We start from the raw sequence: 26,567 nt of genomic DNA on the forward strand, positions 1-26,567 counted from the left end.
GTCACCCCCGCCAGCGCGTGTCACCCCCCGCTAGCGCGGCAAACCGGCAAGCACCCCCGCCATCTCCCACACCGTCGCCTGCGCGTCGAGGCTAAGGCCCAGCGCCGCGCCGGCCACGTCGCGTGCCCGGGCATGTGCGCCCAGGGTCGCCTGCAGCGCTGCCCCGCTCCGCCGCCGCGCCGCCTGTGCGATGAATGCGGGCACGCGTTCGAGGAAAGCCTCGTAGCGCGCCTGCGCCGCCTTGCCGGCGAGCGACCGCGCCAGTGCACTCCGCTGCGCATTGTCGGGATCGCCGTCGCCTGCGATCGCCGTGATCGCGCGGTCGAGCCCACGCACATCGAGCCCGGCGAAGCGCAGCGCCCTTCCCGGCGACCCCTCCCCCGCCGCGGCCAGCGCCGCGACCTCCGCGTCGCCCAGCTCGGGCTCGACGGCGCGCAGCACCTGCCCGACCTCGGCCTCGTTCAGCAACCCGAAGCGTAGCAGCCGGCACCGCGACCGGATCGTCGGCAACAGCCCGCCGGGCGCATGGCTGACCAAGAGGAACACCGTCCCCGCCGGCGGCTCCTCCAGATTCTTGAGCAGCGCATTCGCCCCGCCGCGCTCCAGATCGTCGACCGCATCGATGACGATCGCGCGGCGTTCGCCGAACGACGGGCGCATCGCCAGCTTCGGCGCCAACGCCTGTACCTGCGCCATGCGGATCGACCGCGCGATCGGCTCGTCGCCTTTGCGCTCGTCGAGCGGTACCACCCGCGGCGTCGACCCGGTCGTCCACGGCTCACGCTCGATCAGCACATAGTCTGGATGGCCGCGGCTGGCGATCAGTGAGTCGCGCTGCGCTCCGCCACCGATCAGCGTTGCCGCCGCCGCCCGCACGAAGCTGCCCTTTCCCACCCCCGGGGGCCCGGCGATCAGCCAGGCGTGGTGGAGCGCGCCTCCTGCCAGCGCGGCCGCGAACTGCGTCTGCGCGGCGGTGTTTCCGACGATTGACGTCACGGCGTCACGTCAGCCAAACAGCCCCGTCCAAGCGCGGCGGAAGAACCCTGCCTCTCCCACCGCCGCCGCCGTCACCAACGGCAAGCGCTGCTCGGGCAGGCCGGGGCTCGTCACCACCAGGTCGGCGACATGAACACCCTTGGCCAGCGGCGCCTTGAGCGGCCCCTCGTAAACCACGCGCGCGGTCAGCGGCGGGGACGCCCCCGACGGGATCGCGACGCTCAGCGCCTGAGACGCGACCAGCCCAACGGTACGGGCGTCGCCCAGCTGGACCTCAGCGTCGGCGACATGCCGCCCCGCCGCGACGATCGGCTTCGCCTGCCACGCCGCAAAGCCCCAGTTCATGAAGCTGACCGACTCGGCGGCCCGCGCGCCGAAGGTCGGCAGTCCAGCCACCACCATCACCAGCCGCCGTCCGTTCTGTTCGGCCGAGCCGGTGAACCCGTACCCTGCCTCGTCGGTATGCCCGGTCTTCAGCCCATCGGCGCCAGCGACATGCCCCAGCAGCGGGTCGCGGTTTGCCTGCGTGATGTCGGCGTTGCTGCCGAGCGTATGCCCCCAGGTGAACTCGCGCAGCGAGTAGAAGCGCCGGTATAGGTCCGGAAAGTCGCGGATCGTCGCCGTCGCCAGCGCTGCCAGATCGCGCGCGCTGACATAGGTGACGCCATTGTCTGGCCAGCCGTTCGACGTGCCGAAATGGCTGTTGGCGAGCCCTAGCCGCCGCGCAGTCTCGTTCATCCGGTCGGTGAACGCCTGCTCGGTCCCCGACACGCCCTGCGCCAGCACCACGCAGGCGTCGTTGCCCGACAAGGTGACAATGCCCTTCAGCAGATTCTCGACGCTGACATTCTCGTTGACCGACAGGAACATGGTCGATCCAGCCGCGGGCCCGTGCCATTGCCGCCAGGTGTCGGGGCTGACGTTATAGGTCTGGTCGAGCCGCAGCTGCCCGCGCTTGATCATGTCGAAGGCGACGTAGACGGTCATCATCTTCGCCATCGACGCGGGCGGCATCCGGCGGTCGGCGTCGCGCGCGTAGAGCACCGCGCCGGTCGACACGTCCTCCATGAACGCGATCGGCGCGGCGCCGGCGAATTGCGGCGCGGCGGCGGTCGAGGGCGCGACGAGCAGCGCGATCGCGAGGGGAGCGGCGAGGTAGCGGGTCATGACAGGTCCGTGTGCTTCGGCAGACGCCATGGCCTTAACCATGCGGTGCGGCGGCGTCACGCGCGAAGCTCAGCGGATCGTGCGCACCCGCACCCGCGCCAGGCCGTCGAGCATGCCCAGCCGCCCTGCCGCCCCGCGCGACAGGTCGATCAGCCGGTCGCGGCGTCCCGGACCACGATCATTGATCCGCACCACCACCGACCGGCCGGTGGTCAGCGCCGTCACCTGGACGAACGTGCCGAACGGCAGCGTCCGGTGCGCGGCGGTCATGGCCGCCGGGTCGAAGCGTTCGCCCGACGCCGTCGGCCGTCCGGCAAAGGCAGCGTCGTACCAGCTTGCGATGCCGGTCTCGTCATACCGCATCGCCGTGGCTGGCGCGCGCAGGTGCTCGCGGCCACCGCCGCACGCCGTCAGCGCCAGCACCGCTGCCGCAAGACTAGCCCTCGACCGCATCCGCCAGCAGCCCGACCGACAGCGCGTAGAAATTGGAGCAATTATAGTCGAGGATCGCGCGATAATTGCTCGTCAGCAGATAGGCGGTCGCGCCCTCGCCGTCCGGCTCGATCAGTGTCGCCATGACGTCATCGGCGGGCCAGCCGCGATTTTGAGGGACCAGGCCGGCCGCCCGCCACTCCGCCATCGTCCGCCATCCCGAATGCCGCACGAACACTCGCGGACAGCGCGGGGCGAGCAGGCGCGAGCGGAAGCTCGTCCGGTCGAACCCCGGCGGCACCCCGACCGCGAGGCCCCAGGGCTGCCCAGCGCGCCATCCGGCATCCTGCAGATAGGCACCGATCGACGCCAGCGTGTCGGCGTCGCTGTTCCAGAGATTGGCAAGCCCATCGCCATCGGCGTCCCGCGCCAGGCGCAGATAGACCGACGGGAGGAACTGCGGCCCCCCAAACGCGCCCGCCCAGCTCCCTCGCAGCCGCTCGCGAGGGACGCCGCGCTCCAGCATCCGGAGTGTCGCGACGAACTCACCCGCAAACAGCGTCCGCCGTCGGCCTTCATAGGCCAGTGTCGCCAGGCTGCGGAGCAGGTCGTAACGCCCGGTGACGACGCCGTAGCTCGTCTCGTGCCCCCAGATCGCAACCGTGATCGCCTCGGGCACGCCCGTCTCGCGCTCGACTGCCGTCAGCCGGTAACGCTGTGCCGCCCAGACCCGGCGGCCACCCGCGATCAGGCCAGCGGTCAGATGCTGCGCCCGATACGGCGCGAAGGGGCTGAACCGGTCGGTATTGACCGGCGCTGGCTGCGCCTGGTCGTTACGGATCACCTGCGGGTCGAGCGTCAGCGTCGGCAGCACCGCATCCACGGTCGCCGGTCGCACGCCCGCCGCGATCGCCTGCGCGCGCAGATCGCCCAGATACGCCTGGAACGCGGTGTCTCCTCGCGGCGGGTCTTCCTGCGCCCATGCGCCGCCGGCCATCGCCAGCAGCGCCGCCATCGCCCCCGTTTTCATCCATCCCCACATGGCCGCAGCTTTGCCATGGCGGCGCCGCGCGGCGAACCCCTTTCGTCGCGCCCCTTGCACGCAGCGCCGCGGCGGCCCTAGGGCGCTGACACCGGAGCGGTGGCCGAGTGGTTTAAGGCAGCGGTCTTGAAAACCGCCGTGGGTGCAAGTCCACCGTGGGTTCGAATCCCACCCGCTCCGCCACCGATTTCCGCATCCGGCCGATCGAGACGATGCGGCCGCATAAGGCCCTGAACGCCATGCGATCGCGCCCAGGGCCGGATGTGGCCGGGGCGTACCCCTCCCCTACTGGTGGCGATCGGCAAGCTCGAGAAAGAAATTGGCCGTCAATCGGCCGACGCTCGGATCGGCCGAGAACGGAAGGTCGGCCGGTATGATGCCGGAATGAAGCAGGGCGCTTTGATAAACGACCAACCTGTCCGGTTTCGCTGGCACGAATGCGATTTGCTCAAAATGATTGTCCGAAGCGTTGATATAGCCCGTTGCACTGGCGCTCGCCGGGCTGGCGGCAGCGATAAAAGCCGCGCGGTTTTCCTCGTCGACCATCTCGATGCCGGTCGATCGTTGCCGATAGAAAGCGGTGCCCGTGCCGGTCGTGCCGCCCAGATAATGCAGCATCGCCAAAACTTTGGGGTTGGCGGAGTCGAAGTGCGGAATGCGCTGAACCGGCGAAAGCGTGGCGGGTAAGCTGGTCACGATAGAGAAGCTGGCGGCCAGCAGGTCGAACGCCGCAACACCAAACGCGCGACCGACGAATGGCGCGACCGCTCGGACGGAGCGCTCGACATAACGCCAGGCCGTCTTGTCCTCTCGTGTCAGAGGTCTCCGCAGGCCCGGATAATAGGTGCCCTCTGCGCTCGGGAAAGGGCTGAGCGCAGCGGCGGTCACCACGACCCTCAATGGATCACCGTCAAAGCCGTCAATCACCAGGATCGGACTGGAACATGCTCCGACAAGGGCAAGGGAGGGCGTCACGCGTGCCTTCTGCATCGCGGTCGACCGAGCCGCAACATTTCCCGCCAGAGCCGTATCCGAAGAAACGGCGCGCGACGCCCTGCCTTACCGTTCCAGCAGCCCCTCGAACTGCTCCACCGTCAGCGGCACGCGAAACTGGCAGCCCGCGACATAATCCTCCGCCCACATCACGTCGGCGGCAACTGGCGCGATGCCGGGCAGAGTCAGCCAGATGGTGCTGCCCTTCTTCATCCCCGAATAGCTCTGCACGCGCGCACCGTGCATCGACAGGTCGACGACCTTGCACAGCGCACGTTCCAGTCCGCCGCGGCCCAGTCGCGCGTCCAGCGAAACCGGGGCCCGCGGGCTCCGGCGCCGGTCGAGCACGGCTGGTTCATATTCCGCGGCAAACATGGCGTGGAGCCTAGCCGCCGATGGTAAACGCCGCGTTAGCGACGCCGACGATCCGGCTCAGCGGCCCTTCAGCGTCAGCCCCCCGCCGAAGCGCTTGTTGAAGCGTGCGACCTGACCACCCTGATCGAGCATCGTGCCGCGGCCGCCGGTCCAGGCGGGATGCGCCAGCGGATCGATCTCCAGGGTCATTGTGTCACCGGCCTTCCCCCAGGTGGAGCGGGTCTCGTACACGGTGCCATCGGTCATCTGAACCTTGATCAGGTGATAGTCGGGGTGGATTTCGGCCTTCATGGGTAAGCTCCTGGGGTGGCTGGTTCCGACCAGCCTCGAACGGAAGGCGCGCGCCTAGCAGAGGCAGCCGGCTGCGGCAACCGGCTGGCCATACGTAATCGGTCATGTTATACTGTGCCATATAGGAGAGACGCCATGCCGCTGTTCCCGAGCTTCCGACGCCCCTGCCCCTATCAGGCCGAGCTGTCGGCGGTAATGGACGGCGACTGGTGCCGTGTCTGCGGACAGCAGGTCCACGACATCACCGATCTGAGTGACGCCGAGCGCGCGGCGCTGCTGCGGCGATGCGACGGCGACATCTGCGTGAGCTACCGGGTGCCGGTCGCGTCCGTGCTCGCTGCGGCGGCGCTGGTCGCATCGGGGGCGTCGGCAAAGGCGCCGTCAAGGGGCGCGCATCATCCGGCCCCAAAGGTCGCGCAGATCCAGCCACCCGTCATCACGCTTGCCGGGGCGCCGATGCCGCTGCAACCCGCGCCGGCCGGGCAGAGGCCCGAGACGGACGCCACCCCGGCTGCCACGCAGACGAAGGACGCTAGCCCTGTGGCGGGTCCGCAATCATCGCGGTGAACTCGCACTCGGCCGTGATGTGGCCGTCGAGCAACGCACGACCCGCGAACTTGCAGACGCGCGCGCGCTTTTGAAGGAATGACACCTCCAGCCGGAGCAGCACGCCCGGCTCGACCGGCTTCCTGAACTTCACGCCGTCGATCGACATGAAATAGACCAGCTTGCCCGTGCCGGCGAGGCCCAGGCTCTCCACTGCCAGCACCCCCGCCGCCTGCGCCAGCGCCTCCACCTGGAGAACGCCCGGCATGATCGGGCGGCCGGGGAAGTGACCCTGAAAGAACGGCTCGTTCATCGAGACGGCCTTGATCGCGACAATCCGCTCGTCGGGGATCAGCTCCTCCACCCGATCGACGAGGAGCATCGGATAGCGGTGCGGCAGCGCCGTCATGACGCGCCCGATATCAAGCGCGCCCATCGGCGCTCTGCCCCCGCCGCTATTCGATCCCTCGCTCACCGGCAGCGTGGCTCAGCGGCCGTTGCTGCGCGTTGAAGGCGTCGTCGCGGGCGCAGGCGCGGTTCCGGGCGCCGGCGCCGTACCGGGCGCCTGCTGCTGGCCGGGCTGCCAACCTGCCGGCACCGCGGTGCTGACGGTCGGGACCAGCCGGTCGAGCTCGGTCGTGATCGCGGGCGTGATGTCCGCGGTCGGCTGCAGGAACAAGACCGCCTGCGGCGAGATCAGCAGGTTGACATTGCGCGCGCGCACGACGTTCTGGACGGCCTCGCCCAGATGCCCCTGGATCTGCTCCACTGCATAGGCTTGCGCCCGCTCGGCCGGAGCGGTGATCCGCGCCAGCTCCTGCTGGCCGGTCTGCTGCTTGGTCTGGATCGCGGTATATTGCGTCTGCAGCGCCGCCTGATTGGCGTTGGGCGCGCGCTGCGCGGTCTGGAACGCAGTCACCATCGGCGCGAGCTCGGCCTGGATCGCGCGGCTGCGCGTCTCGGCCTGTGCGAGCTGGGCTGCGTACGTGGTCTGGATCTGCGTCCGTGCCGCCTGCCACGCATGGCTGTTGGCGACCGCGCCCTGCGGATCGGCGACGGCGACCCCGCCGACCTGCGCGCTGGCGGGCGCGACGGCGACGGCGCCGGGCGCGACCAGCGCGGCGGCGAGCATGATCTTGGCGATTTTGGTCATCAGAACTGCGTTCCTACGTTGAAGGTGACGAGCTTCTTGTCGTCACCCGGTTGCGACAGCAGCACCTTGGCGACGTCGATGCGCAAGGGGCCGAAGGGGGAGTTCCAGTTGACCCCGAACCCGACCGACAGGCGCGGCCGGGCCGAGTTGCCGAGGAAACGCTCGAGGAACGGGCTGGTCGTCGTGGCGTAAGCGGTGTTGGTCGAGGTGCCGGCACAGGCGCCGCCCAGCGTCGCCGAATAGCCGGTCTGACAGGTCGTCAACAGCCCGGCATTGGTCGTGTCTGCCGCGTCAACGACATACAGCTGCCGGCCGGAGCTATCCAGCACGGGTGTCACGATCGGCTGCACCACGCCGTTGACGACAGGGAAGGTGGCGGTCGGCAACGGCCGGGTGATCCCGAACAGCGAGCCAGCCTGGACATAGACCGACGGCCGCAGGCCCAGCTCGCGCGCGCCCGAGCCGAGCGGTAGCTCCACCTCCAGTCGGCCGAGATAATAGGCCCGCCCACCCAACGCATCGTCGACGATCTGGTCGCGGTCGGTGACCAGCACCTGCGCGCCAGTATTCGCATCGGTGGTATAGCCGATCCGCTGCACGCGCGGCCCGACCCCGCGAATGTCGAAGCCCCGGAACTGCGGCTCGCCGAGATAAAACCGGTCGGTGATCCGCACCCGGTCAACGCCAACCCCGCGGCTCGCCTCGAGCGAGCGGATGAAGCCGCCCTCCAGGTTGACGGATGCGATGAACCCGCTGCCGATGTCCTTGTACCGCGCATAATTGCCGATCGCGCGGAAATAGCGCACGTCGCCGCCAAGCCCGGCAAAGTCGGCGCCCAGCGAAAAGCGAGACCCGGCAGTCGGCCGGAGGCGACTGTTCAAGCTGTCGTTGATCAGCGAGAAGCCGACCGACGACGTCCAGCGATTGCCCAACGCCTCGCACAGATAACGCCCGGCCTTGAGCGGATCACACTGGCCGTTGGTGAAATAGGTGCTCTGGTCCAGCCCGACTTCGTCATAAGACAGTCCGTACCGACCCGACAGCGACCAATATTCGGTCAGCGGTACGCCGACCCGCGCCTGAAAACCGGTCGACACCTGCGTGTACGTCGTCTGGCGCTGGTTGCCGACGTAATTGAATGCGTTGTAGTCGCGCCGGAAAACGTCGATCCCAAGCGCAACATTCTTGTCGAACAGATAAGGTTCGGTAAAGCCGGCCTCAATCGACTTGGAATAGCTCGAATAGTTCACCCCCAGCCGCAGCTCCTGGCCCCGCCCGCGGAAGTTACGCTGGGTGATATTCGCCTGGATGATGAATTTTTCCAGGCTCGAGTAACCAGCAGACAGCTGCAGCTCGCCGGTCGACTTCTCCTCGACATTCGCTTCGAGCACGACGCGGTCGGGCGCGGAGCCAGGCGTCTGATGGATTTCGAACTTGTCCTGGAAAAAACCCAGCGAATTGATGCGATCCTGCGACCGCTTGACCTGAAAGCTGTTGAAGGCGTCGCCTTCCGCCAGCCTGATCTCGCGGCGGATCACCTTGTCCTGGGTCTGCGTGTTGCCGTTGATCTCGACGCGCTCCACATAGGTGCGCTGGGCCTGCGCGATGTGGAAGTTGATCGTCATCGTCAGATGTTCGCGATCAGGCGTGTATTCCGGGCTGACGTCGGTGAAGGCGTAGCCGAACAGCCCGGCCGCCTCGCTCAGCTGGTCGATCGAATCCTCGACCAGCTTGGCGTTGTACCATTCGCCGGCTTTGACTGGCAGCGTCGCCGCCAGCCGCGTGTTGTCGAAATCGCGAATCTCGGAGTCCACCGTGACGCCGCCGAAATGATAGCGCTGACCCTCCTCCACCACATAGGTGATGATGAAGTCGCGCTTGTCCGGCGTCAGCTCGGCGACCGCTGAGACGACGCGGAAGTCGGCATAGCCATGTGTCAGGTAAAACTGCCGCAGCTTCTGCTGATCGTAGTTTAGCCGATCCTGATCGTAGCTGGTGCCCGACGAGAGCAGGCGGAAGAAGCGCGCCTGCTTGGTCGCCATCTGGCCACGCAGCTGGTCGGCGGAGAAGACGTGGTTGCCGATGATGTTGATCTGGCGGACCTTGGATTTGGCGCCCTCGGTGATTGAGAAAACGATGTCGACGCGGTTCTGATCGAGGCTGACCATCTGCGGCTCGACGACGGCGGCGAAGCGGCCCTGGCGGCGGTACAGCTCGACGATCCGTGCAACGTCGGCGCGCACCGCCGAGCGAGTGAAGATCTGCCGCGGCGCGAGCTTCACTTCCTTCTGGATCTTGTCGGTCTTGAGCGCGCGGTTGCCCTCGAAGATGACGCGATTGATGATCGGGTTTTCGCGCACGCGCAGCACGATGTCGCCGCTCTCGACACCCGAGATCGAGAAGTCGGCGAACAGGTCGGACCCCTGGAGGTCCTTCAACGCTTGGTCGAGCGTCTCTGCATTGTATGGCACACCGACGCGCAGGCGGGTGTAGGACAGCACCGTCTCCGGCTCGATCCGCTGCGCCCCCTCGACGCGCAGTGTGCGGATGGTGCGGGCGGCGGGGTCGGTAACCGGCCGCGGCGCGGCGGGATTGGGTGCAGGCAGCTGTTCCGCGCGCGCAGTGGCGGGAACACTCAGATTGCCTGGACGCCCGGCGGGCGGCGCGCCGCGCCGCGCCTGTCCTGCCCGCGGCGCGCCGCCGGCGCCGGTCTGTGCATAGAGGGGCACGGGGATGCTCACCAGCACCGTGCTGGTCATCAGCAGCGTCGCGACGGAGCGCGCGCCGGGCGTAGAAAGCTTCGAAAATGCCACCAAAAAACCCCAACCCGCGTGGAAAGAAAGCCCTCGCGGCCCAAGCCGCGCCCCCTGCCCTATTCTGCCCCGCTTATCAATCTTCAGCCGACCAGCCCGGCCAGCCTGTGCCACAAGCCGAAGGAGCCGAGATCGTTAACGGTCACCAGCAGCATCAGGGCGAGCAGCGCGGCCAGACCGCCGCGATACGCCCATTCCATCACCTCCGGCCCCACGGGTCTTCGCCGGATCGCCTCGATCGCGTAGAAGAACAGGTGGCCGCCATCCAGCATCGGGACTGGCAGCAGGTTGATGAACCCCAGATTGATGGAGACCGGGGCGATCAACGCCACGAACGCCTGTGGCCCCTGCGACATCTGCTCGCCCGACGCCTTGGCGATGCGCAAGGGGCCGCCCATATCCTTCAACGAGCGTTGACCGGTCACGATCTGACCGATGGTGTCGATCATCAAGCGCAGGACCTCGCCGGTGCGCCGAACGGCGACGACGGGCGCCTGCGCCAAGCCGACAGGTACGACTACCGCTGGCGGCGGGGCGATGCCGAGTAGGCCGATTTCGGTGCGGTTGCCGAAGCGATCGACCAGGGTGTCCGCCCCGACCGTCGCCTGCACGCTTTGCGCACGGCCGCCGCGTACGAAGTCGACGCGCACCTGTTCGTGGGGGCGTATCTGAAGATACTGCGCCAAGTCGCCGAACACTTCCGTCTCGCGGCCCCCGAGCGCCGTAATCCGGTCCCCCGCCTGCAGCCTCGCCGCCGCCGCCCCGCTGTGGGCCTCGACGCCGCCGACCACCGCGGGCGTTCGGCTGTCGCCATAGCCGATCGCAAAGCCCGCGAGGATCAGGATCGCCAGCAGGAAGTTCACGAACGGCCCCGCCGCGACGATGATCGCGCGCTGCCACACCGGTTTCGCCTGGAAGGTGCGGGCGCGTTCGCCCGCGGGCAGCGCCAGCCACTCGACGGTCGGCTGCGATACCGCGTTCATGTCGCCCGCGAAGCGGACATAGCCGCCGATCGGCGCCCAGCCCAGCTTCCACCGCGTGCCGCGCCGGTCGGTCCAGCCACCGACCTCGCGTCCCATCCCGATCGAAAAGGCGTCGATCTTCACCCCGAACAGCCGCGCCGCCCAATAATGCCCCATCTCATGCACGAAGACGAGCGGGCCGATGACGCACAGGAATGCGACAATCGTCAGCGCGAGGCCGGGGGAGTGGATCAAGAAACGCAATCCTTCACGCGCTCTCCGGCCAACGCCCGCGCCTCCGTGTCGACCGCTAGCACGGCGTCGAGCGTGGCGGGCGCGGGCGGGTCGTAGCGCGTCAGCGTATCAGCGACGATTGCGGCGATTTCAAGAAAGCCGATCCGCCGCTGCAGGAACGCCGCGACCGCGACCTCGTTCGCGGCATTGAGGATCGCCGGCCGCGCGCCGCCCGCGACCAGCGCCGCGCGCGCCAGGCCGAGCGCTGGGAAGCGCGCCGCGTCGGGCGCCGCGAAGTCCAGCCGCCCCAGCGCGACCAGGTCGAGCGGCGCCATCGGCGTCGGCATCCGGTCCGGCCAGGCCAGCGTGTGCGCGATCGGCACCCGCATGTCGCTCGGCCCCAGCTGCGCCAGCATCGACCCGTCGACATAATCGACGAGGCTGTGGATCACCGATTGCGGGTGGATGACGATCTCGATCGCGTCCGGCGGCACCGGAAACAGCCGCGCCGCCTCGATCAGCTCCAACCCCTTGTTGAACAGGGTTGCGCTGTCGACGGAGATCTTGGCCCCCATCGACCAGTTCGGATGCGCCACCGCCTGTTCGGGGGTGGCATTGCGCATCGCCTCGCGCGTCCAGTCGCGGAACGGCCCGCCGCTGCCGGTCAGTACGATCCGGCGCACGCGCTCCGGACGGGCGAAATCGAAGCACTGGAAGATCGCGTTGTGCTCGCTGTCGGCGGGGAGCAGCGTGGCGCCCGACGCGCGCGCGGCGGCCAGCACCAGCTCGCCGGCCGAGACCAGCGGCTCCTTGTTGGCGAGCACCACCGTGCCGCCGCCCGCGATCGCCGCCATGACGGGTTCCAGCCCCGCACAGCCGACGATCGCCGCCATTGTCCAGTCGGCGCCCGCCGCAGCCTCGATCACCGCATGACGCCCCCCCGTCGCGCGGACGCCGCTCCCGGCCAGCGCCTCGCGCAGCGCCGGGAGGCAAGCCTCATCGGCGACCACGGCCAGCCCCGCGCGCGTCCGCCGCGCCGCCACGGCCAGCGCGTCAACATCGCAATTGGCGGTCAGCGCCCGCACCCGGAAACGGTCGGGCGCACGCTCCACCAGGTCGAGCGTCGAGCGCCCGACCGACCCGGTCGCGCCCAGCACCGTTACGCTCCTCACCGCCAGCTCACCCGAACTGCGCGTGCAGATAGCGCAGCAGGCTGGGCAGCACGACCAGCACCGCCGCCACCGGTGCTACCGGCACCAGTCCGTCAAGCCGGTCCATCACTCCGCCATGTCCGGGCAGCAGCCTGCCCGAATCTTTGACCCCGGCCCGCCGTTTAAGCCAGCTCTCGTACAGGTCGCCGCCCTGCGCCAGCACCGCCAGCACCGGCGTCGCCAGCGTCAGCCGCAGCGGCAGCCCGGCATGAAAGTGCATCGCGACCGCGAATAGGCTCGCCGCCACGACGCCGCCGATCAGCCCCGCCCAGGTTTTGTTGGGGCTGACCGCAGGCCACAGCTTCGGGCCTCCGATCGTCCGTCCCGCGAAATAAGCGCCGATGTCAGTCACCCACACCAGCGCCAGCGCCCACACCGTATAGGTCAGGCCCTCGCCTAGGCGATGCCCGCCGAACGCCAGCACGCCATGCTGTCGGCGCACCACGACCAGCGCGAGCACCGGCAGCCCGGCATAGAGGACGCCGAGCGCAAGCTTTGGCTGGCGCGTGACGATGACGACGAAGAACGCCGCGCCCGCCAGCAGTCCCAGCGTGAAGAAGTCGCGCGTCTCGCCGATGATCCAGGCGGGCGCCATCGTCACCAGCGGTACGAACAGCGCGAACTGCGCCAGCCGCTTCGCCCGCTGACTAGCACCGTGAAGATTGCCCCATTCATCGACGATCAACAGCGCCGCGACCGTCACCAGCAGCCAATAGGCCGCACCGCCGAACCACACCGCCACCAGCGCGACGACGATCAGCGCCACCCCCACCGCCGCGCGCACCGGCAGGTCCGACTTGGGCTTGGCCTCGCCGCTCACAGCCCGCCGTAGCGCCGCTGCCGCTGTCCGAACGCCGCCACCGCCTCGGCCAGCTCGTCCGCGCCGAAATCGGGCCACAGCGTGTCGACGAACAGCAGCTCGGCATAGGCCGCCTGCCACAGGAGGAAGTTCGACAGCCGCTGTTCCCCCGACGACCGGATCAGCAGGTCGAGCGGCGGCAGCTCGCGCGTCTCCAGTTCCGCCTCGATCGCCGCCTCGTCGATCTCCTCCGGGCTGAGCCGGGCCGCCAGCCGCCGCGCCGCCGCCGCCAGTTCCGCCTGCGCGCCATAATTGAGCGCGATCGCCAGGATCGGCCCGGTGTTGCGCGCGGTCCGCGCCACCGCATCGTCGACCATCGCCACCAGGTCGGGGGCGAAGCGGCGGAAATCGCCGATCACCTTCAACCTGACATTCTCGCGGACCAGCTCCTCCAGGTCGGAGCGGATAAACAGCCGCAACAGCCCCATCAGGTCGCCGACCTCCGCCTCGGGCCGCCGCCAGTTCTCCGACGAAAAGGCGTAAAGCGTCAGCGCCTCGATCCCCATCGCCCGCGCCGCACGCGTCACGTGGCGCACCGCCTCAACACCGGCGCGATGCCCCGCCAGCCGCGGCAGATGCCGCCGCTTCGCCCAGCGCCCGTTACCGTCCATGATGATGGCGATGTGGCGGGGGATAGGGGCCGGCTGCGGCGCAAGCGCGGTGGCCATCGGCTAACCCCTCCCCTTCAGGAGAGGGGTTGGGGTGGGGTGGTGCCTTAAGCCATTCGCCCGACCGAGAGGCTCAACCCCCGGCCCCTCCCCTGAAGGGGAGGGGTGAAGAGACGCTTGTCCCCTCACTTCCCCATGATCTCCTTTTCCTTCGCCGCCGCGGCGACATCGATGTCGCCGACCGTCTTGTCGGTCAGCTTCTGCAGCTCGGTCTCGTGGCGCTTGCGCTCGTCCTCGCCGAAGACGTGCTTCTTCTCGTCGGTCTTGAGCGCGTCCATGCCGTCGCGCCGCACGTTGCGCACCGCGATCTTCGCCTTTTCGGCGTAGGCGCCCGCCAGCTTCGCCAGCTCCTTGCGCCGCTCCTCGGTCAGGTCGGGGATCGGCAGCCGCAGGTTGTTGCCGTCGTTGATCGGATTGAGCCCCAGCCCGGCCGAGCGGATCGCCTTTTCCACGGGGCCGACATTGCTCTTGTCCCACACCTGCACCGACAGCATCCGCGGCTCGGGCGCCGAGACCGTCGCCACCTGGTTGAGCGGCATGTGGCTGCCATACACCTCCACCGTCACCGGATCGAGCAGCGCGGTCGACGCGCGGCCGGTGCGCAGACCGGCCAGGTCGCTCTTGAGCGAGTCGACCGCGCCCGTCATCCGGCGCTCCAGATCGGCCTTGTCATATGCCGGCATCGCTCATCCTCCCTGCACGACCGTGCTGATCCCCCTCCCGGCGAGCACTGCAGCGAAATTGCCGTGCTCGCGGATGTTGAAGACGACGATCGGAATGTTGTTGTCGCGGCACAGCGCCACCGCGCTCGCGTCCATGACCTTCAGGTTGTCGGACAGCACGCGGCCGTAGCTCACCGTTTCGTAGCGCGTGGCGGTCGCCACCTTCTTCGGATCGGCGTCGTACACGCCGTCGACGCTGGTGCCCTTGAACAACGCATCGCACTTCATCTCCGCCGCGCGCAGCGCCGCGCCGCTGTCGGTGGTGAAGAAGGGCGAGCCGACGCCGGCGGCGAAGATCACCACCCGCCCTTTCTGCAAATGCCGCTCGGCGCGCCGGCGGATGAAGGGCTCGCACACCGCCGCCATCGGGATCGCCGACTGGACGCGGGTCTCGACCCCGATCTGCTCCAGCGCGTTCTGGACCGCGAGCGCGTTCATCACCGTCGCCAGCATGCCCATATAGTCGGCTGTCGCGCGCTCGATCCCCTTGGCCGCCGCCGACAGTCCGCGGAAGATGTTGCCGCCGCCGACGACGACGCAGAGCTGATAGCCCTCCGCGCGGACGTCCGCGATCTCCTGCGCGACGCGCGCCGTTACCGTCGGGTCGATCGCAAGCCCGCCGTCGCCGCCTCCCTTGCGGCGGTCCTCGGGATAGCCGTCGCCCTGGCCCGCGCCGCCCATCAGGACCTCACCAGACAGCTTCAGGAGGATGCGGTTGAAGCGGCGGGCGGTCATCGGGAGAGCGGGTTACGCGGGGAAGGTGACGGGGGCAACCGTCTGCACCGTTTCTCCTTCTCCCGCCTGCAGGACAAGGAAAACCGGCTCAAACCTGCGGCTTGTCTTCGTCCTTGGGCTTCTGCGGCACGCCGCTCGCCGCCGCGACCTCGGCCGCGAAGTCGGACTGCTCGCGTTCGATCCCCTCGCCCAGCTGAAACCGGACGTAATCGGTGAGCACGATGGCCGCGCCCGCATCCTTTCCCGCCTTGGCGACGACGTCCGAAATCTTGGTCTTGCCGTCCATCACGAACAACTGGCTGACCAGCGCATGCTCCTTGCGGTACTTGGCGATCGAGCCCTCGACCATCTTGGCGATGATGTCCGCGGGTTTGCCTGACTCGCCCGCCTTCTCGGTCGCGATCGCGCGCTCGCGATCGATCTCCGCCTCGTCCAGGTCGCCCTCGTTCAGCGCCTTGGGGAAGGCCGCGGCGATGTGCATCGCCAGGTCCTTGCCCAGTTTGGCGAGCGCGTCGGCCGGCGCCTCGCTCTCCAGCGCCACTAGGACCCCGATTTTGCCCAGCCCCGGGGCGGCGGCGTTGTGGACGTAGCTGACCACCGCGCCCTTGCCGACCTCCAGCCGCCGGACGCGCCGGATCGACTGGTTCTCGCCGATCGTGGCAATGTTGTTGGTCAGCGTCTCCGCGACCGTCGTGCCCGACGGCATCGCCGCCGACTTGATCGCGTCGACGTCCGCCGCGCCCGTGAGCGCGACCTGCGTCACTTCGCGGACAAAGTTCTGGAACTGCTCGTTCTTGGCGACGAAGTCGGTCTCCGAATTGACTTCCACAGCCGCACCGCGCGTACCGCTGACGGCGACGCCGACCAGCCCTTCGGCGGCGGTGCGGCTCGATTTCTTCTGCGCGGCGGCAAGGCCTTTGGTACGCAGCCAGTCCATCGCCGCGTCCATTTCGCCGCCGGTCTCGTTCAGCGCCTTCTTGCAGTCCATCATCCCCGCGCCGCTCTTCTCGCGCAGGTCCTTGACCATCGCAGCCGTGATGTCGGCCATGTCATCGTCCTTCAATATAGCATGTACAGCGGGCGGCGCTGATCGCTTCAGCCCCGCCCGCCCGGTCGTTGATGCCGGTAATCGGCAAATGTGACGGTCAGACGGCGGCGTCTGCGCCCTCGGTCGTCGCAGGCGCAGCCTCGACCGGCGCGAACTCAGCCTCGGCCGTCGGCTCGGCGTGCGGCGTCGGCTCGGTCAGCGCCTCCTCCGCGGGCGGCGCGTCCATCGCGCCGATGTCGCGGCCCGAGCGCGCCTGCTGCTCCTGTCCGCCACGCGTCGCCGCGATCGCGATCGCCTCGCAATACAGGCGAATGGCGCGGCTGGCGTCGTCATTGGCGGGCACCGGGAAGGCGATGCCATCCGGCGACACGTTCGAATCCAGGATCGCCACCACCGGGATACCCAGCGTATTGGCCTCCTTGATCGCCAGTTCTTCCTTGTTGGCGTCGATCACGAACATGACTTCGGGAATGCCGCCCATGTCGCGGATGCCGCCCAGGCTCATCTCCAGCTTGTCGCGCTCACGCGTCAGCTGCAGCACTTCCTTCTTGGTCAGCCCGACGGTGTCGCCGTGGAGTTGCTCCTCCAGGCTCTTCATCCGCCGGATCGAATTGGAGATCGTCTTCCAGTTGGTAAGCATCCCGCCCAGCCAGCGATGGTTGACGAAATGCTGGCCGGAACGCTGCGCCGCGTCGCGGACCGGCTCCTGCGCCTGACGCTTGGTGCCGACGAACAGCACCTTTCCGCCCCCGGCGACGGTGGAGCTGACAAACTCGAGCGCGCGCGCGAACAGCGGCACGGTCTGCGACAAGTCGAGGATATGGACGCCGTTGCGGTCGCCGAAGATGTATGGCTTCATCTTCGGATTCCAGCGATGCGTCTGATGGCCGAAATGCGCGCCCGTCTCGATGAGCTGCTGCATGGAGACGACAGGAGCCGCCATAGGGATCGATCCTTCCGGTTATGCCTCTGGAAAGCGGATGATCCACGCGAGCGCGGACACCGGGTTATGATGCTTCCCATGCGGTGTTGAAGTCGCGCCACATAGTCGCGCGGCTGTCGACTGACAAGCCTTGACAGAAAGAACGCGAGTAGAACATACAGTGCTCGTAAGAGGCACGTTGAGCTGATGCGGATCAACAATCCGGGCCAGCATCCTCTGAACGAACAACTTTTCCACAGGTTGCGGGAACCTGTGGATAACTGGATGGTTAACGCACTATCGAAGGGTGCGTTCGCGTCAGGGAGGCGAACATGATGGCAGTGATCGGGACGATTGTTTTCACGGGCGCAATGGCGCTGGCGTCGGCGGCGATCTGGGTGAGCATCGCGCCGCAATGGCGGCGCATCGTGCGGCTCGCCGCGGGCAATCCCGATCAGCCGTTCCAGCCGTTGGCGAACCTCGCCCGCGCCGAGCATCGCATTGCGGTGCGCCGCTGGGCCGCCGCTACGTCGCCGGTGGCGGTGCGAGTGGTGCGGCAGCTGCGCGCCGCCTGAACCGCGCATAGCTGACCATGCTGGCCGGAATGGTCAGCAGGTAGAAGATCGAGACAACCGTCAGCGTCTGCCACGGTGCGGTGACCAGTGCGGCGGCCAGCACCACCGCCGCCGCGATCGCCTCGAACCGCACGGTGCGGCGCAGGCGGAACGACTTCCAGCTCAACGTCGGCACGCTCGATACCATCAGCGTGGCGACGAATGCGACCCAGGGCGCGACCAGCCAATAGGAGCGCAGCAGCGGCTCCCCGCTCCACAGCCATGCGATCAGCGGCAAGAGCGCCAGCCCCGCCCCCGCCGGCGCGGGCACACCGGTGAAGAACCCCGCTGCCTTGCGCGGCTGATCGTCGACATCGATTTGCGCGTTGAACCGCGCCAGCCGCAGCGCGCAGAAGACCGCCAGCATCAGCGCCGCGATCCACCCGAGCCGCGGCAACCCGGTCAGCGACCACAGGAACAGCACCAGCGCCGGCGAGACCCCGAACGAGATCGCGTCGGCAAGCGAATCGAGCTCCGCCCCGAACCGGCTCTCACCGCGCAGCATCCGGGCGACGCGCCCGTCGAGCCCGTCGAGTACGCCCGCGAGAACGATCATCGTCACGGCACGCTCCCACTCGCCCGCGATCGCGAAGCGGACCCCCGACAGGCCGGAGCAAAGCGCCAGTGCGGTGATGACGTTGGGCGCCACCGCCCGCAGCGGGATGCCGCGCGGCCGCGGCCGGAAGCGGGGACGCACCGTCACCTGGATTTTTCCCTGCAAGGGAAGGTGACCGGCGCAGCCGGTCGGAGGGGTGAGGCTTTTGACGTGAACGCATGCCGGTCGAGCCGGCGACCCCCCTCCGTCGTATGGCACGCACCACCCCCCTCTCCGGGGAGGGCCGCTGCACGTCTCACTGCGCCACGCCCACCGGCGCGATCCCGCCGGCGCGGCCCAGCACCGTCTCGCCCGCGATGCTGCGCTGCCCCAGCGCGACCTGGCATACGCAATCTTCGGGCAGGAACACGTCGACGCGGCTGCCGAAGCGGATCAGCCCGATCCGCTGCCCGCCCGCGACGATGTCGCCCGCCTTGACGAAGCCCAGGATGCGCCGCGCCACCAGCCCGGCGATCTGCGTGAACCCGACGCGCCGGCCGTCATGCCCCTCGACCACGAAATACTGCCGCTCATTTTCGTCCGACGCCTTGTCGAGATCGGCGTTCAGGAACTTGCCCGCGACATAGACTACCTGCCTCACGGTCCCCGCAATCGGCGAGCGATTGATGTGGACGTCGAACACCGACATGAAGATCGACACCCGCACATAGTCGCCGGTCAGCAGCCCGTTGGGCCCGTCAAGTTCGCGCGGCACCGGCACCCGCTCGATCATCGTGATCAGCCCGTCGGCGGGCGCGATGATCAGCCCCTGCCCCTGCGGTGTTGTCCGGATTGGATCGCGGAAGAAGGCGGCGACCCAGATTGTCAGCCCGACCATCGGCCAGAACAGGATGTTGGACGCGATCGTGAGCAGAAGCGTGAGCCCGATCGCGATCGCGACGAACTTATAGCCTTCGGAATGGACGGCGGGAAAGCGCCACTTGACCGTCGTCGTCGGCAACGGCGTGTGGGGCGGCTTGTCGAGCGATGCCATGCGGCAAGGCGTGTACCCGCGTGAACGCCCCGACACAATCAGCGCTGTCCTACAACCCCCCGGCCGTGCTCTGGACAGGCGATGCGCTCGATACGATCTCGCCCCAACGCCTCCGTCGCTTGGCCTCGCGCCCTTGGGGCGTTCGCGCCGGCCTGCTGCGCGTCGCCGCGCCCGGCTCGCCGCGCCAGACCGAGAAACGCGTTTGGCGGACAACATGGACAACATGTCCCTGCCCCGCCCTCGCCTTGATTGCCTTATCCCAACTGCCTAGACGCCCGCCCAACGCATCCGAGGACCGAAAAGCATGGCCAAGATTCAGGTGAAGACGCCCGTCGTGGAAATCGACGGCGACGAAATGACGCGGATCATCTGGGAATGGATTCGCGAACGCCTGATCAAGCCCTATCTCGACATTCAGCTCGACTATTACGACCTGGGCGTGGAGCATCGCGACGCGACCGACGATCAGGTCACCGTCGACAGCGCGAAAGCCATCCAGCGCTATGGCGTCGGGGTGAAATGCGCGACGATCACGCCGGACGAAGCGCGGGTCGAGGAGTTCCATCTCAAGAAGATGTGGAAGTCGCCGAACGGCACCATCCGCAACATCCTGGGCGGCGTCATCTTCCGCGAGCCGATCGTGATCCGTAACGTTCCGCGGCTGATCCCTGGCTGGACGCAGCCCATCGTGGTCGGCCGCCACGCCTTCGGTGACCAGTATCGCGCAACCGACTTTCGCGTGCCCGGCAAAGGCAAGCTGACGATCAAATGGGAAGGCGAGAACGGCGACACGATCGAGCATGACGTGTTCGACTTTCCCGCATCTGGGGTCGCGATGGCGATGTACAATCTCGACGAGTCGATCCGCGACTTTGCGCGTGCCAGCATGAACTATTCGCTAGGCCGCAAATGGCCGCTCTACCTTTCGACCAAGAACACCATCCTCAAGGCGTATGACGGCCGTTTCAAGGACATTTTCGAAGAGGTGTTCGCGGCCGAGTTCAAGGACCAGTACCAGGCGGCCGGGATCGTCTACGAACACCGCCTGATCGACGACATGGTCGCCTCCGCGCTCAAGTGGAGCGGCGAGTTTGTCTGGGCCTGCAAGAATTATGACGGCGACGTCCAGTCGGATCAGGTCGCCCAGGGCTTTGGATCACTGGGCCTGATGACCTCGGTGCTGATGACGCCGGACGGCAATACGATCGAGGCGGAGGCGGCGCATGGCACCGTCACCCGCCACTATCGCCAGCATCAGCAGGGCAAGGCGACCTCAACGAACCCGATCGCGTCGATCTTCGCGTGGACCGGCGGCCTGAAATATCGCGGCAAGTTTGACGGCACGCCCGACGTGACCCGCTTCGCCGAGACGCTGGAGCGCGTCTGCATCCAGACCGTGGAGAAGGGAGACATGACAAAGGACCTCGCAATTCTGATCGGTCCCGATCAGCCCTGGATGACGACCGAGCGTTTTTTCGAGGCGGTCCGCGTCAATCTCGAACAGGCGATGGCCAGCGAGGCCTGACCCCGCACCAAGGGGCAGGCTGTGGCCGGCGCGCGATCAACCGTGTCGCGGCCGGAACGGCCGGTGTGGCCGGTGTGGCCGGGCTGTTGATGAGTGGGATCAACAACGAAAGCCACACTCATGCGTTTTGTCACCCTGTTCGCTACCGCCGCCGCCCTGACCGCGACTGCGGCCCTCGCGCAGACCAACCCGCCGAGCTCGACCACTCCACCGGGCGTCGACGGCCCCACCGTCACCCCCGCCGAGTCGCAGCCAACTACCCCGACGACGCCCAGCGCCACTCCGGCGCGTCACACCGGGCGCCGCCGCTGACGGCCGACAATATGCTGGCATTATCGGTGCGGCGCTGATCTAACCGCCGGATGGCAGGCGAGCTGGGCGGCGACGGGATCAGCGATGCGCTCGTCGTGCTCGGCGCGGCCGGGCTGATCATCCCCGCGTTCGCCCGGGTGCGGATCAGCCCGGTCATCGGCTTTATCCTGGTCGGGATTGCGGTTGGGCCCGCCGGCCTTGGCGCACTGGTCGACCGCCACCCGTGGCTTTATCACGTCACGATCACGAATCCTGCGGCGATGGCGCCGATCGCGGAGATCGGTATCGTCCTCCTGCTCTTCTCGATCGGGCTGGAGCTATCCTTCCGCCGCCTGTGGACGATGCGCGCAAGCGTGTTCGGTTCCGGCAGCATCCAGCTGCTGCTCTGCGCCATCCTGCTCGGCGCGGCCCTGCTAATTACAGGTCAGCCGGTCGGCGCTGCGGTCGCGATCTCGCTGGCCATCGCGCTGTCCTCGACCGCGCTGGTGCTGCCGATCACCGGCACTGACGGCCCGCTCGGCCGTGGCGCCTTTCCACTGCTCCTGCTGCAAGACCTGGCGTTGGTGCCGATCGTATTCGCCCTCGGCGCGATGGCCGGCGGGGGGCTCGGCGGCGTCGGCCGGACGGCATTGCTGGGCGGGCTGACCGTCATCGCGATGTTCGGCGCCGGGCGGGCGGTGCTGCCGCGCCTTTTCGCCCAAGCGGCACGAACGAAGAGCCCCGAATTGTTTCTCGCCGCCGCGCTCCTCGTCGCGATCACCGCAAGCCTGGCCACAGCCGCTGCAGGGTTGTCGCCGATCGTAGGCGCCCTGCTTGCCGGGTTGCTGATCGCTGAGACCGCTTATGTCGAGGAGGTCGAGAACATCGTTCGCCCGTTTCAGGGGCTGGCGCTCGGCGTGTTTCTGATCACGGTCGGGATGCGTCTTGATCTCAAGGCGCTGCTATCCGGCTGGCCCCTGTTGGCGGCCGCACTCGCGGGCGTTGTCGTGGTCAAGACGCTAGTCACCGCCTTGCTGCTCCGCCAGCGTGGCGAAGGATGGGCCGTCGCCATCGAGGTCGGCTTGTTGCTCGGCAGTCCCGGCGAGACGACGTTGATCGTGCTTGGCGTTGCTGCGGAGGCGATGCTGGTCAGCCATGCGGACGCGGCATTCTGGCAGACCGCGACGGCGCTGGGTATGACGGTCACCCCGTTGATCGTCCGCCTTGGTCAGATCGCGACTAGCACTTTGAGCCGAAGAGCGACAGCGCTGCCCGTCGTCGACATCGATGAAGCCGGACCGGGCACCGTCATCATCGGGTTCGGTCGAGTCGGACGGCTCGTCGCCGAGATGCTGCAGGCGCACGACCGACGGTTTCTAGCGCTCGACGCCGACGTCGACTGCGTCACCGCCGGTCGCCGCGACGGCTTCCCCGTCATGTACGGCGACATGGTTCGCGCCGACCTGATCGAGCGGCTTGGCCTCGACCGGGTCGAGGCGCTGGTGCTGACGATGGACGACCCGCCGCTCACCGTAAGCTTGGCGAAGCGGGTCCGCGCGCTGGCGCCGTCGCTGACTCTGATCGCCCGTGCCCGCGATCCTGCACACGCTGCGGAACTCTATCGCGCCGGAGTGACCGATGCGGTGCCCGAGACGCTCGAGAGCTCGCTGCAGCTATCGGAAGCCGTGCTGGTAGATTTGGGTGTCGCGATGGGTCCGGTGATCGCTTCGATCCACGAGAAGCGAGATGCCTTGCGCCAGGCGATCCGCGTCGCCGCCGACCTGGAGCGCGAGCCGCGCATCCGCCGCATCCGGGGCCGACGCAAGCCCGCCTGACAATGTCGCCAGTTCGGTTAGGGCGCGGGCGTTCCCGCTACGGCACGCGCCAGATCGCGATTGATCTGCCGCGCCATGGTCGAGATCCGCGTGGTCGCAAAATCGGTCGGCTCACCGCGGTACAGCGCCCGCAGATATGTAGTGTCGAACGGCGTCAGGCCCGCCGCCGGTGTGCCGGCCCGATCGAATAGCCGCAGGATGGTCGGCTCAGAAGCGGCGTCGCCGACCGGACGCGCCGATGCCAGCAACCGCATCGTCGCATAATCGGCAAGCTGGGTGATCGTCTTGCCTTCGGCCGCGCCCTGATCGATCAGCAGTACCGCGCCGTCGACGACGATGCGGATCGGCGATGACAGGATGGACGCGCTGCGCACCTGCAGCTCGGGCGCCTGCAGTCCGGTGCTCGTGCCGACCCGCGGCCGGTCGTCATCGCGGCTCATCACCTCCGTGAAGCTCCACGCATGGACTGGACCGCTGTCGGCCGCGAGACGGCGAACCTGATATGGCTCCAGCCCGCCGAACATCGCGGGGTTGCTGCGCTTCAACGCGCGGACCACCGATTGACCGTTTGGCACGAAGACGACGGTGATGTTCGGCGCGCAGCCGACTTCGTCCACGCGCAGCCCCGCCGCCCGCGCGCCCTGCCGCATGCGACCGGCGAAGCGGACGGCGATGGCGGGCGGCAGCCCAGCGGCCTCTGGGCAGATCGGTGCAGCGAAGCGCGGCAGCGGCTGGCTAGCGTCGCCGAGCGGGGCGATGGTCGCAGTCATGTGTTGCACCGCGCGGTCATGATCGGGGCGGCGGGCGGTGACCGTGACGTCATGTGCCGCCGCTTGCGCCGTGCCTGCCTGGACGAGCAGGAGGAAGGGCAGGATCATGCCGCCGCCCGCTCCGCGAGCGCCGCCCGCACTGCCGCAACCGCGTCGACGGCTCTGCCGCCGTCCGGTCCGCCGCCCTGCGCCATGTCGGGACGCCCACCCCCGCCCTGCCCGCCAAGGACGGTCACGGCGGCGCGGAGCAGGTCCACCGCGCTAATTCCGGTGGTGAGGTCGTCGGTGACCCCGACCGCGATCGAAGCGCGTCCGTCGTTGACCGCCACCACGACGGCGACGCCCGATCCGAGACGCTGCTTCAGATTGTCCACCGTTGAGCGCAAGTCCTTGGGGTTCAGCCCATCCGCGATGGTATCGGCAAAGGCGACGCCGCCCACCAACAGCTGGCTGACGCCCTGCGCGGTCGATGTCCCGCTCGCCAGTCCAGCCGCCGAAACAAGCTGCTTCCTGACCTCGGCGAGTTCGCGCTCGAGCCGCCGCCGGTCTTCGACCAGCGCCGCGACGCGCAGCGGCACCTCGTCGGGTGAGGTCTTCAGCGCCGTGGCCGTCTCACGCAGCTTGTCGTCCCGTGCCGTCAGCCATACCCGCGCCGCCTCGCCGGTCAACGCTTCGACACGTCTGACGCCCGACGAGACCGCGCCCTCACCGATCACCTTGAAAAGTCCGATATCGCCCAGCGCTCCCACATGGGTGCCACCGCACAGCTCAACCGAATAGCGCCCCGCGTCGGTTCCCATCGAGACGACGCGTACCTCATCGCCGTATTTCTCGCCGAACAGCGCCATTGCGCCCTCGGCGATCGCCTCGTCGGGCGTCATCAGCCGGGTCGTCACCGGCGTGTTCGCCCGCACCTGCGCGTTCACATCCGCCTCGACCTGCGCCAGGTCGGCGGCGCTCATCGCCGCCGGGTGCGACACGTCGAAGCGCAGCCGCTCCGGCGCGACCAGCGAGCCTTTCTGGGCGACATGGGCGCCTAGACGCTCGCGCAGCGCTGCATGGAGCAGGTGCGTCGCCGAATGGTTGGCGCGGATCGCACCGCGGCGCGTGTGATCGACGGTCAGCTGCACCGCGTCGCCGACCGCGATCTCACCGGCCTCGATACGCGTGCGGTGCGCCCAGATGCGGCCGAGGTGCTTCTGCGTGTCCTGGACCGCGCCGGCGAAGCCCTTGTCGCTGCGCGCTGTTCCGGCATCGCCGACCTGACCGCCGCTCTCGGCGTAGAAGGGAGTCTGATTGAGCACGAGTTCGATAGTCTCGCCCGCTGCCGCCCGGCCGACCCGTGCGCCGTCCTTGAGGATCGCGAGCACCTCGCCCTCGCCCTGCTCCGCGGCGTAGCCGGTGAACTCGGTCGCGCCGAACGCTTCGGCGAGGTCGAACCACAGATCGTCGGATGCCTTGGAGCCCGAGCCTTTCCATGCTGCCCGCGCCGCGCGCTTCTGCTCGGCCATCGCCGTGTCGAACCCGATGCGATCGACCCCAAAACCCTGGGCCCGCAATGCATCCTCGGTCAGATCATAAGGAAAGCCATAGGTGTCGTAGAGCCGGAACGCGGTCTCGCCCGCCAGCGTCCCGCCCGCGGCCAGCCCGGAGGTCGCCTCGTCGAGCAGCTTCAGCCCGCGGTCGAGAGTCTGGCGGAAACGCACCTCCTCCTGGCGCAGCGTCGCCTCGATCAACGGTTGCGCCCGCACCAGCTCGGGGTAGGCGGCACCCATCTCGGCGACCAGCGCGGGCACCAGCCGCCACATCAGCGGCTCGGCGCTGCCGAGCAGATGCGCGTGCCGCATCGCGCGCCGCATGATCCGGCGCAGCACATAGCCCCGCCCCTCATTAGCGGGCAGCACGCCATCGGCGACCAGAAAGCCGGCGGTGCGCAGGTGATCGGCGATGACCCGGTGGCTCGCCTGAGCTGCGCCGGTGATCGCGGTGTGCGTGAGCGCGCCCGATGCGGCGATTAGCGCCCTGAAAGTGTCGGTATCGTAATTGTCCGAGACGCCCTGCATCACCGCGGCGATGCGCTCCAGTCCCATGCCGGTATCGATCGACGGCCGTGGCAACGCGCCGGTGATCTCGTTCGCCTCCTGCTCGAACTGCATGAAGACGAGGTTCCAGATCTCGACGAAGCGGTCGCCGTCCTCGTCGGGCGATCCTGGTGGGCCGCCGGGAATATGCTCGCCGTGATCGTAGAAGATTTCGGAACACGGCCCGCATGGGCCGCTGTCGCCCATCGCCCAGAAATTGTCCTTGGTCGGAATGCGGATGATGCGGTGCTCGGGCAGGCCCGCGATCTTGCGCCACAGCTCGAACGCTTCGTCGTCGGTGTGGTATACCGTTGCGGTCAGCTTCTCCGCCGGCAGCCCCCATTCTTTCGTCAGCAGGGTCCACGCAAGGCCGATCGCACGTTCCTTGAAATAATCGCCGAACGAGAAATTGCCCAGCATTTCGAAGAAGGTGTGATGCCGGGCGGTGTAGCCGACATTGTCAAGGTCGTTGTGCTTGCCCCCCGCGCGCACGCACTTCTGGCTGCTGGTCGCCCGCTGATAGGATCGCGTCTCCAGCCCGGTGAAGACGTTCTTGAACGGCACCATGCCGGCGTTGACAAACATCAGCGTTGGGTCGTTCTGCGGCACCAGCGGCGCTGATGGGACGATCTGGTGACCCTCACCTGCAAAATAGTCGAGGAAGCCGCGGCGGATATCGTTGGTGGAGGTCAT

The 26,567-nt window shown here is 68.0% G+C and carries 27 protein-coding genes and 1 tRNA gene; 6 read left to right on the forward strand and 22 right to left on the reverse strand.

Annotated elements, in window-relative coordinates; all coding sequences use genetic code 11:
• Window positions 1–30 precede the first annotated feature (30 nt).
• From ACP2AD_RS08690 to ACP2AD_RS08705, 4 genes are all read right to left on the reverse strand, one after another.
• Window positions 31–996, reverse strand: a complete 966-nt coding sequence (locus tag ACP2AD_RS08690) for a DNA polymerase III subunit delta' (protein WP_425229677.1) — start codon at window positions 994–996, stop codon at window positions 31–33.
• A 9-nt stretch (window positions 997–1,005) separates the two neighbouring features.
• Complete coding sequence (locus ACP2AD_RS08695; protein WP_425229678.1) at window positions 1,006–2,163, reverse strand: D-alanyl-D-alanine carboxypeptidase family protein; 1,158 nt, start codon at window positions 2,161–2,163, stop codon at window positions 1,006–1,008.
• 69 nt (window positions 2,164–2,232) lie between these two features.
• A complete protein-coding gene (locus tag ACP2AD_RS08700; RefSeq protein WP_425229679.1) occupies window positions 2,233–2,586 on the reverse strand; it encodes a septal ring lytic transglycosylase RlpA family protein in 354 nt (117 codons plus the stop codon).
• Between the two features lie 13 nt (window positions 2,587–2,599).
• The gene (locus ACP2AD_RS08705; protein ID WP_425231132.1) at window positions 2,600–3,625 is read right to left on the reverse strand and encodes a lytic murein transglycosylase; all 1,026 of its coding nucleotides are present in this window, start codon (window positions 3,623–3,625) and stop codon (window positions 2,600–2,602) included.
• Window positions 3,626–3,730: 105 nt separating this feature from the next.
• On the opposite strand from ACP2AD_RS08705, the gene ACP2AD_RS08710 reads away from it, so the two are divergent.
• Window positions 3,731–3,820 (forward strand) — tRNA-Ser (locus tag ACP2AD_RS08710).
• A gap of 102 nt (window positions 3,821–3,922) precedes the next feature.
• On the opposite strand, the gene ACP2AD_RS08715 is transcribed toward ACP2AD_RS08710, so the two are convergent.
• The 3 genes from ACP2AD_RS08715 to rpmE all read right to left on the reverse strand — a co-directional run bounded on the left by ACP2AD_RS08715 (window position 3,923) and on the right by rpmE (window position 5,296).
• Window positions 3,923–4,627 (reverse strand): DUF6445 family protein, encoded by a 705-nt coding sequence (locus tag ACP2AD_RS08715; protein ID WP_425229680.1) that lies wholly within the window; start codon window positions 4,625–4,627, stop codon window positions 3,923–3,925.
• 69 nt (window positions 4,628–4,696) lie between these two features.
• Window positions 4,697–4,978 carry a PilZ domain-containing protein gene (locus ACP2AD_RS08720; protein ID WP_425229681.1) on the reverse strand — a complete coding sequence of 94 codons (282 nt, stop codon included), beginning with the start codon at window positions 4,976–4,978 and terminating at the stop codon, window positions 4,697–4,699.
• Window positions 4,979–5,062: 84 nt separating this feature from the next.
• Window positions 5,063–5,296: a 50S ribosomal protein L31 gene (gene rpmE, locus ACP2AD_RS08725; RefSeq protein ID WP_425229682.1), complete on the reverse strand. Its 234-nt coding sequence runs from the start codon at window positions 5,294–5,296 to the stop codon at window positions 5,063–5,065.
• Window positions 5,297–5,431: 135 nt separating this feature from the next.
• Here rpmE and ACP2AD_RS08730 point away from each other — a divergent pair, with 135 nt between their 5' ends.
• A complete protein-coding gene (locus tag ACP2AD_RS08730; protein ID WP_425229683.1) occupies window positions 5,432–5,863 on the forward strand; it encodes a hypothetical protein in 432 nt (143 codons plus the stop codon).
• Here the strand turns inward: ACP2AD_RS08730 and fabZ are convergent.
• The 11 genes from fabZ to rpsB form a co-directional block, all read right to left on the reverse strand.
• The gene (gene fabZ, locus ACP2AD_RS08735; RefSeq protein WP_425229684.1) at window positions 5,829–6,278 is read right to left on the reverse strand and encodes a 3-hydroxyacyl-ACP dehydratase FabZ; all 450 of its coding nucleotides are present in this window, start codon (window positions 6,276–6,278) and stop codon (window positions 5,829–5,831) included. The genes ACP2AD_RS08730 and fabZ overlap by 35 nt on opposite strands.
• A gap of 51 nt (window positions 6,279–6,329) precedes the next feature.
• Window positions 6,330–6,995, reverse strand: a complete 666-nt coding sequence (locus ACP2AD_RS08740) for an OmpH family outer membrane protein (protein ID WP_425229685.1) — start codon at window positions 6,993–6,995, stop codon at window positions 6,330–6,332.
• Window positions 6,995–9,754 carry an outer membrane protein assembly factor BamA gene (gene bamA, locus ACP2AD_RS08745; RefSeq protein WP_425231133.1) on the reverse strand — a complete coding sequence of 920 codons (2,760 nt, stop codon included), beginning with the start codon at window positions 9,752–9,754 and terminating at the stop codon, window positions 6,995–6,997. Before bamA ends, ACP2AD_RS08740 begins: the two co-directional genes overlap by 1 nt.
• A 137-nt stretch (window positions 9,755–9,891) precedes the next feature.
• Complete coding sequence (locus ACP2AD_RS08750) at window positions 9,892–11,025, reverse strand: M50 family metallopeptidase (RefSeq protein ID WP_425229686.1); 1,134 nt, start codon at window positions 11,023–11,025, stop codon at window positions 9,892–9,894.
• Entirely contained in the window at window positions 11,022–12,176 is a 1,155-nt protein-coding gene (dxr, locus tag ACP2AD_RS08755; protein WP_425229687.1) for a 1-deoxy-D-xylulose-5-phosphate reductoisomerase, read from the reverse strand. Before dxr ends, ACP2AD_RS08750 begins: the two co-directional genes overlap by 4 nt.
• 7 nt (window positions 12,177–12,183) lie before the next feature.
• Window positions 12,184–13,035: a phosphatidate cytidylyltransferase gene (locus tag ACP2AD_RS08760; RefSeq protein ID WP_425229688.1), complete on the reverse strand. Its 852-nt coding sequence runs from the start codon at window positions 13,033–13,035 to the stop codon at window positions 12,184–12,186.
• The gene (gene uppS / locus ACP2AD_RS08765) at window positions 13,032–13,742 is read right to left on the reverse strand and encodes a polyprenyl diphosphate synthase (RefSeq protein WP_425229689.1); all 711 of its coding nucleotides are present in this window, start codon (window positions 13,740–13,742) and stop codon (window positions 13,032–13,034) included. Before uppS ends, ACP2AD_RS08760 begins: the two co-directional genes overlap by 4 nt.
• 125 nt (window positions 13,743–13,867) lie before the next feature.
• A complete protein-coding gene (gene frr / locus ACP2AD_RS08770) occupies window positions 13,868–14,425 on the reverse strand; it encodes a ribosome recycling factor (RefSeq protein ID WP_425229690.1) in 558 nt (185 codons plus the stop codon).
• A gap of 3 nt (window positions 14,426–14,428) precedes the next feature.
• Complete coding sequence (gene pyrH, locus ACP2AD_RS08775) at window positions 14,429–15,199, reverse strand: UMP kinase (RefSeq protein ID WP_425229691.1); 771 nt, start codon at window positions 15,197–15,199, stop codon at window positions 14,429–14,431.
• A gap of 88 nt (window positions 15,200–15,287) precedes the next feature.
• Window positions 15,288–16,247: a translation elongation factor Ts gene (tsf, locus tag ACP2AD_RS08780; RefSeq protein ID WP_425229692.1), complete on the reverse strand. Its 960-nt coding sequence runs from the start codon at window positions 16,245–16,247 to the stop codon at window positions 15,288–15,290.
• Between the two features lie 97 nt (window positions 16,248–16,344).
• Window positions 16,345–17,190, reverse strand: coding sequence for a 30S ribosomal protein S2 (gene rpsB / locus ACP2AD_RS08785; protein WP_425229693.1), 846 nt, complete (start codon window positions 17,188–17,190; stop codon window positions 16,345–16,347).
• A gap of 314 nt (window positions 17,191–17,504) precedes the next feature.
• Between rpsB and ACP2AD_RS08790 the strand changes: the two genes are divergently transcribed.
• Complete coding sequence (locus tag ACP2AD_RS08790; RefSeq protein ID WP_425229694.1) at window positions 17,505–17,744, forward strand: hypothetical protein; 240 nt, start codon at window positions 17,505–17,507, stop codon at window positions 17,742–17,744.
• Here ACP2AD_RS08790 and ACP2AD_RS08795 read toward each other — a convergent pair.
• Both ACP2AD_RS08795 and ACP2AD_RS08800 read right to left on the reverse strand, forming a co-directional pair.
• Complete coding sequence (locus ACP2AD_RS08795; protein WP_425229695.1) at window positions 17,695–18,486, reverse strand: CDP-alcohol phosphatidyltransferase family protein; 792 nt, start codon at window positions 18,484–18,486, stop codon at window positions 17,695–17,697. The genes ACP2AD_RS08790 and ACP2AD_RS08795 overlap by 50 nt on opposite strands.
• Before the next feature lie 148 nt (window positions 18,487–18,634).
• Window positions 18,635–19,372, reverse strand: coding sequence for a phosphatidylserine decarboxylase (locus ACP2AD_RS08800; RefSeq protein ID WP_425229696.1), 738 nt, complete (start codon window positions 19,370–19,372; stop codon window positions 18,635–18,637).
• 304 nt (window positions 19,373–19,676) lie between these two features.
• On the opposite strand from ACP2AD_RS08800, the gene ACP2AD_RS08805 reads away from it, so the two are divergent.
• The 3 genes from ACP2AD_RS08805 to ACP2AD_RS08815 all read left to right on the forward strand — a co-directional run bounded on the left by ACP2AD_RS08805 (window position 19,677) and on the right by ACP2AD_RS08815 (window position 23,023).
• Entirely contained in the window at window positions 19,677–20,897 is a 1,221-nt protein-coding gene (locus ACP2AD_RS08805; protein WP_425229697.1) for an NADP-dependent isocitrate dehydrogenase, read from the forward strand.
• A 120-nt stretch (window positions 20,898–21,017) separates the two neighbouring features.
• Window positions 21,018–21,209 (forward strand): hypothetical protein, encoded by a 192-nt coding sequence (locus ACP2AD_RS08810; RefSeq protein ID WP_425229698.1) that lies wholly within the window; start codon window positions 21,018–21,020, stop codon window positions 21,207–21,209.
• Window positions 21,210–21,259: 50 nt separating this feature from the next.
• Window positions 21,260–23,023: a cation:proton antiporter gene (locus ACP2AD_RS08815; RefSeq protein WP_425229699.1), complete on the forward strand. Its 1,764-nt coding sequence runs from the start codon at window positions 21,260–21,262 to the stop codon at window positions 23,021–23,023.
• Window positions 23,024–23,040: 17 nt separating this feature from the next.
• Here ACP2AD_RS08815 and ACP2AD_RS08820 read toward each other — a convergent pair whose 3' ends face one another.
• Both ACP2AD_RS08820 and alaS read right to left on the reverse strand, forming a co-directional pair.
• Complete coding sequence (locus ACP2AD_RS08820; RefSeq protein ID WP_425229700.1) at window positions 23,041–23,901, reverse strand: hypothetical protein; 861 nt, start codon at window positions 23,899–23,901, stop codon at window positions 23,041–23,043.
• Window positions 23,898–26,567 (reverse strand): alanine--tRNA ligase, encoded by a 2,670-nt coding sequence (alaS, locus tag ACP2AD_RS08825; protein WP_425229701.1) that lies wholly within the window; start codon window positions 26,565–26,567, stop codon window positions 23,898–23,900. The genes ACP2AD_RS08820 and alaS overlap by 4 nt, the downstream gene beginning before the upstream one ends.

It is taken from the genome of Sphingomonas sp. (assembly GCF_965248875.1).
In the GTDB taxonomy this organism is placed as follows: domain Bacteria; phylum Pseudomonadota; class Alphaproteobacteria; order Sphingomonadales; family Sphingomonadaceae; genus Sphingomonas.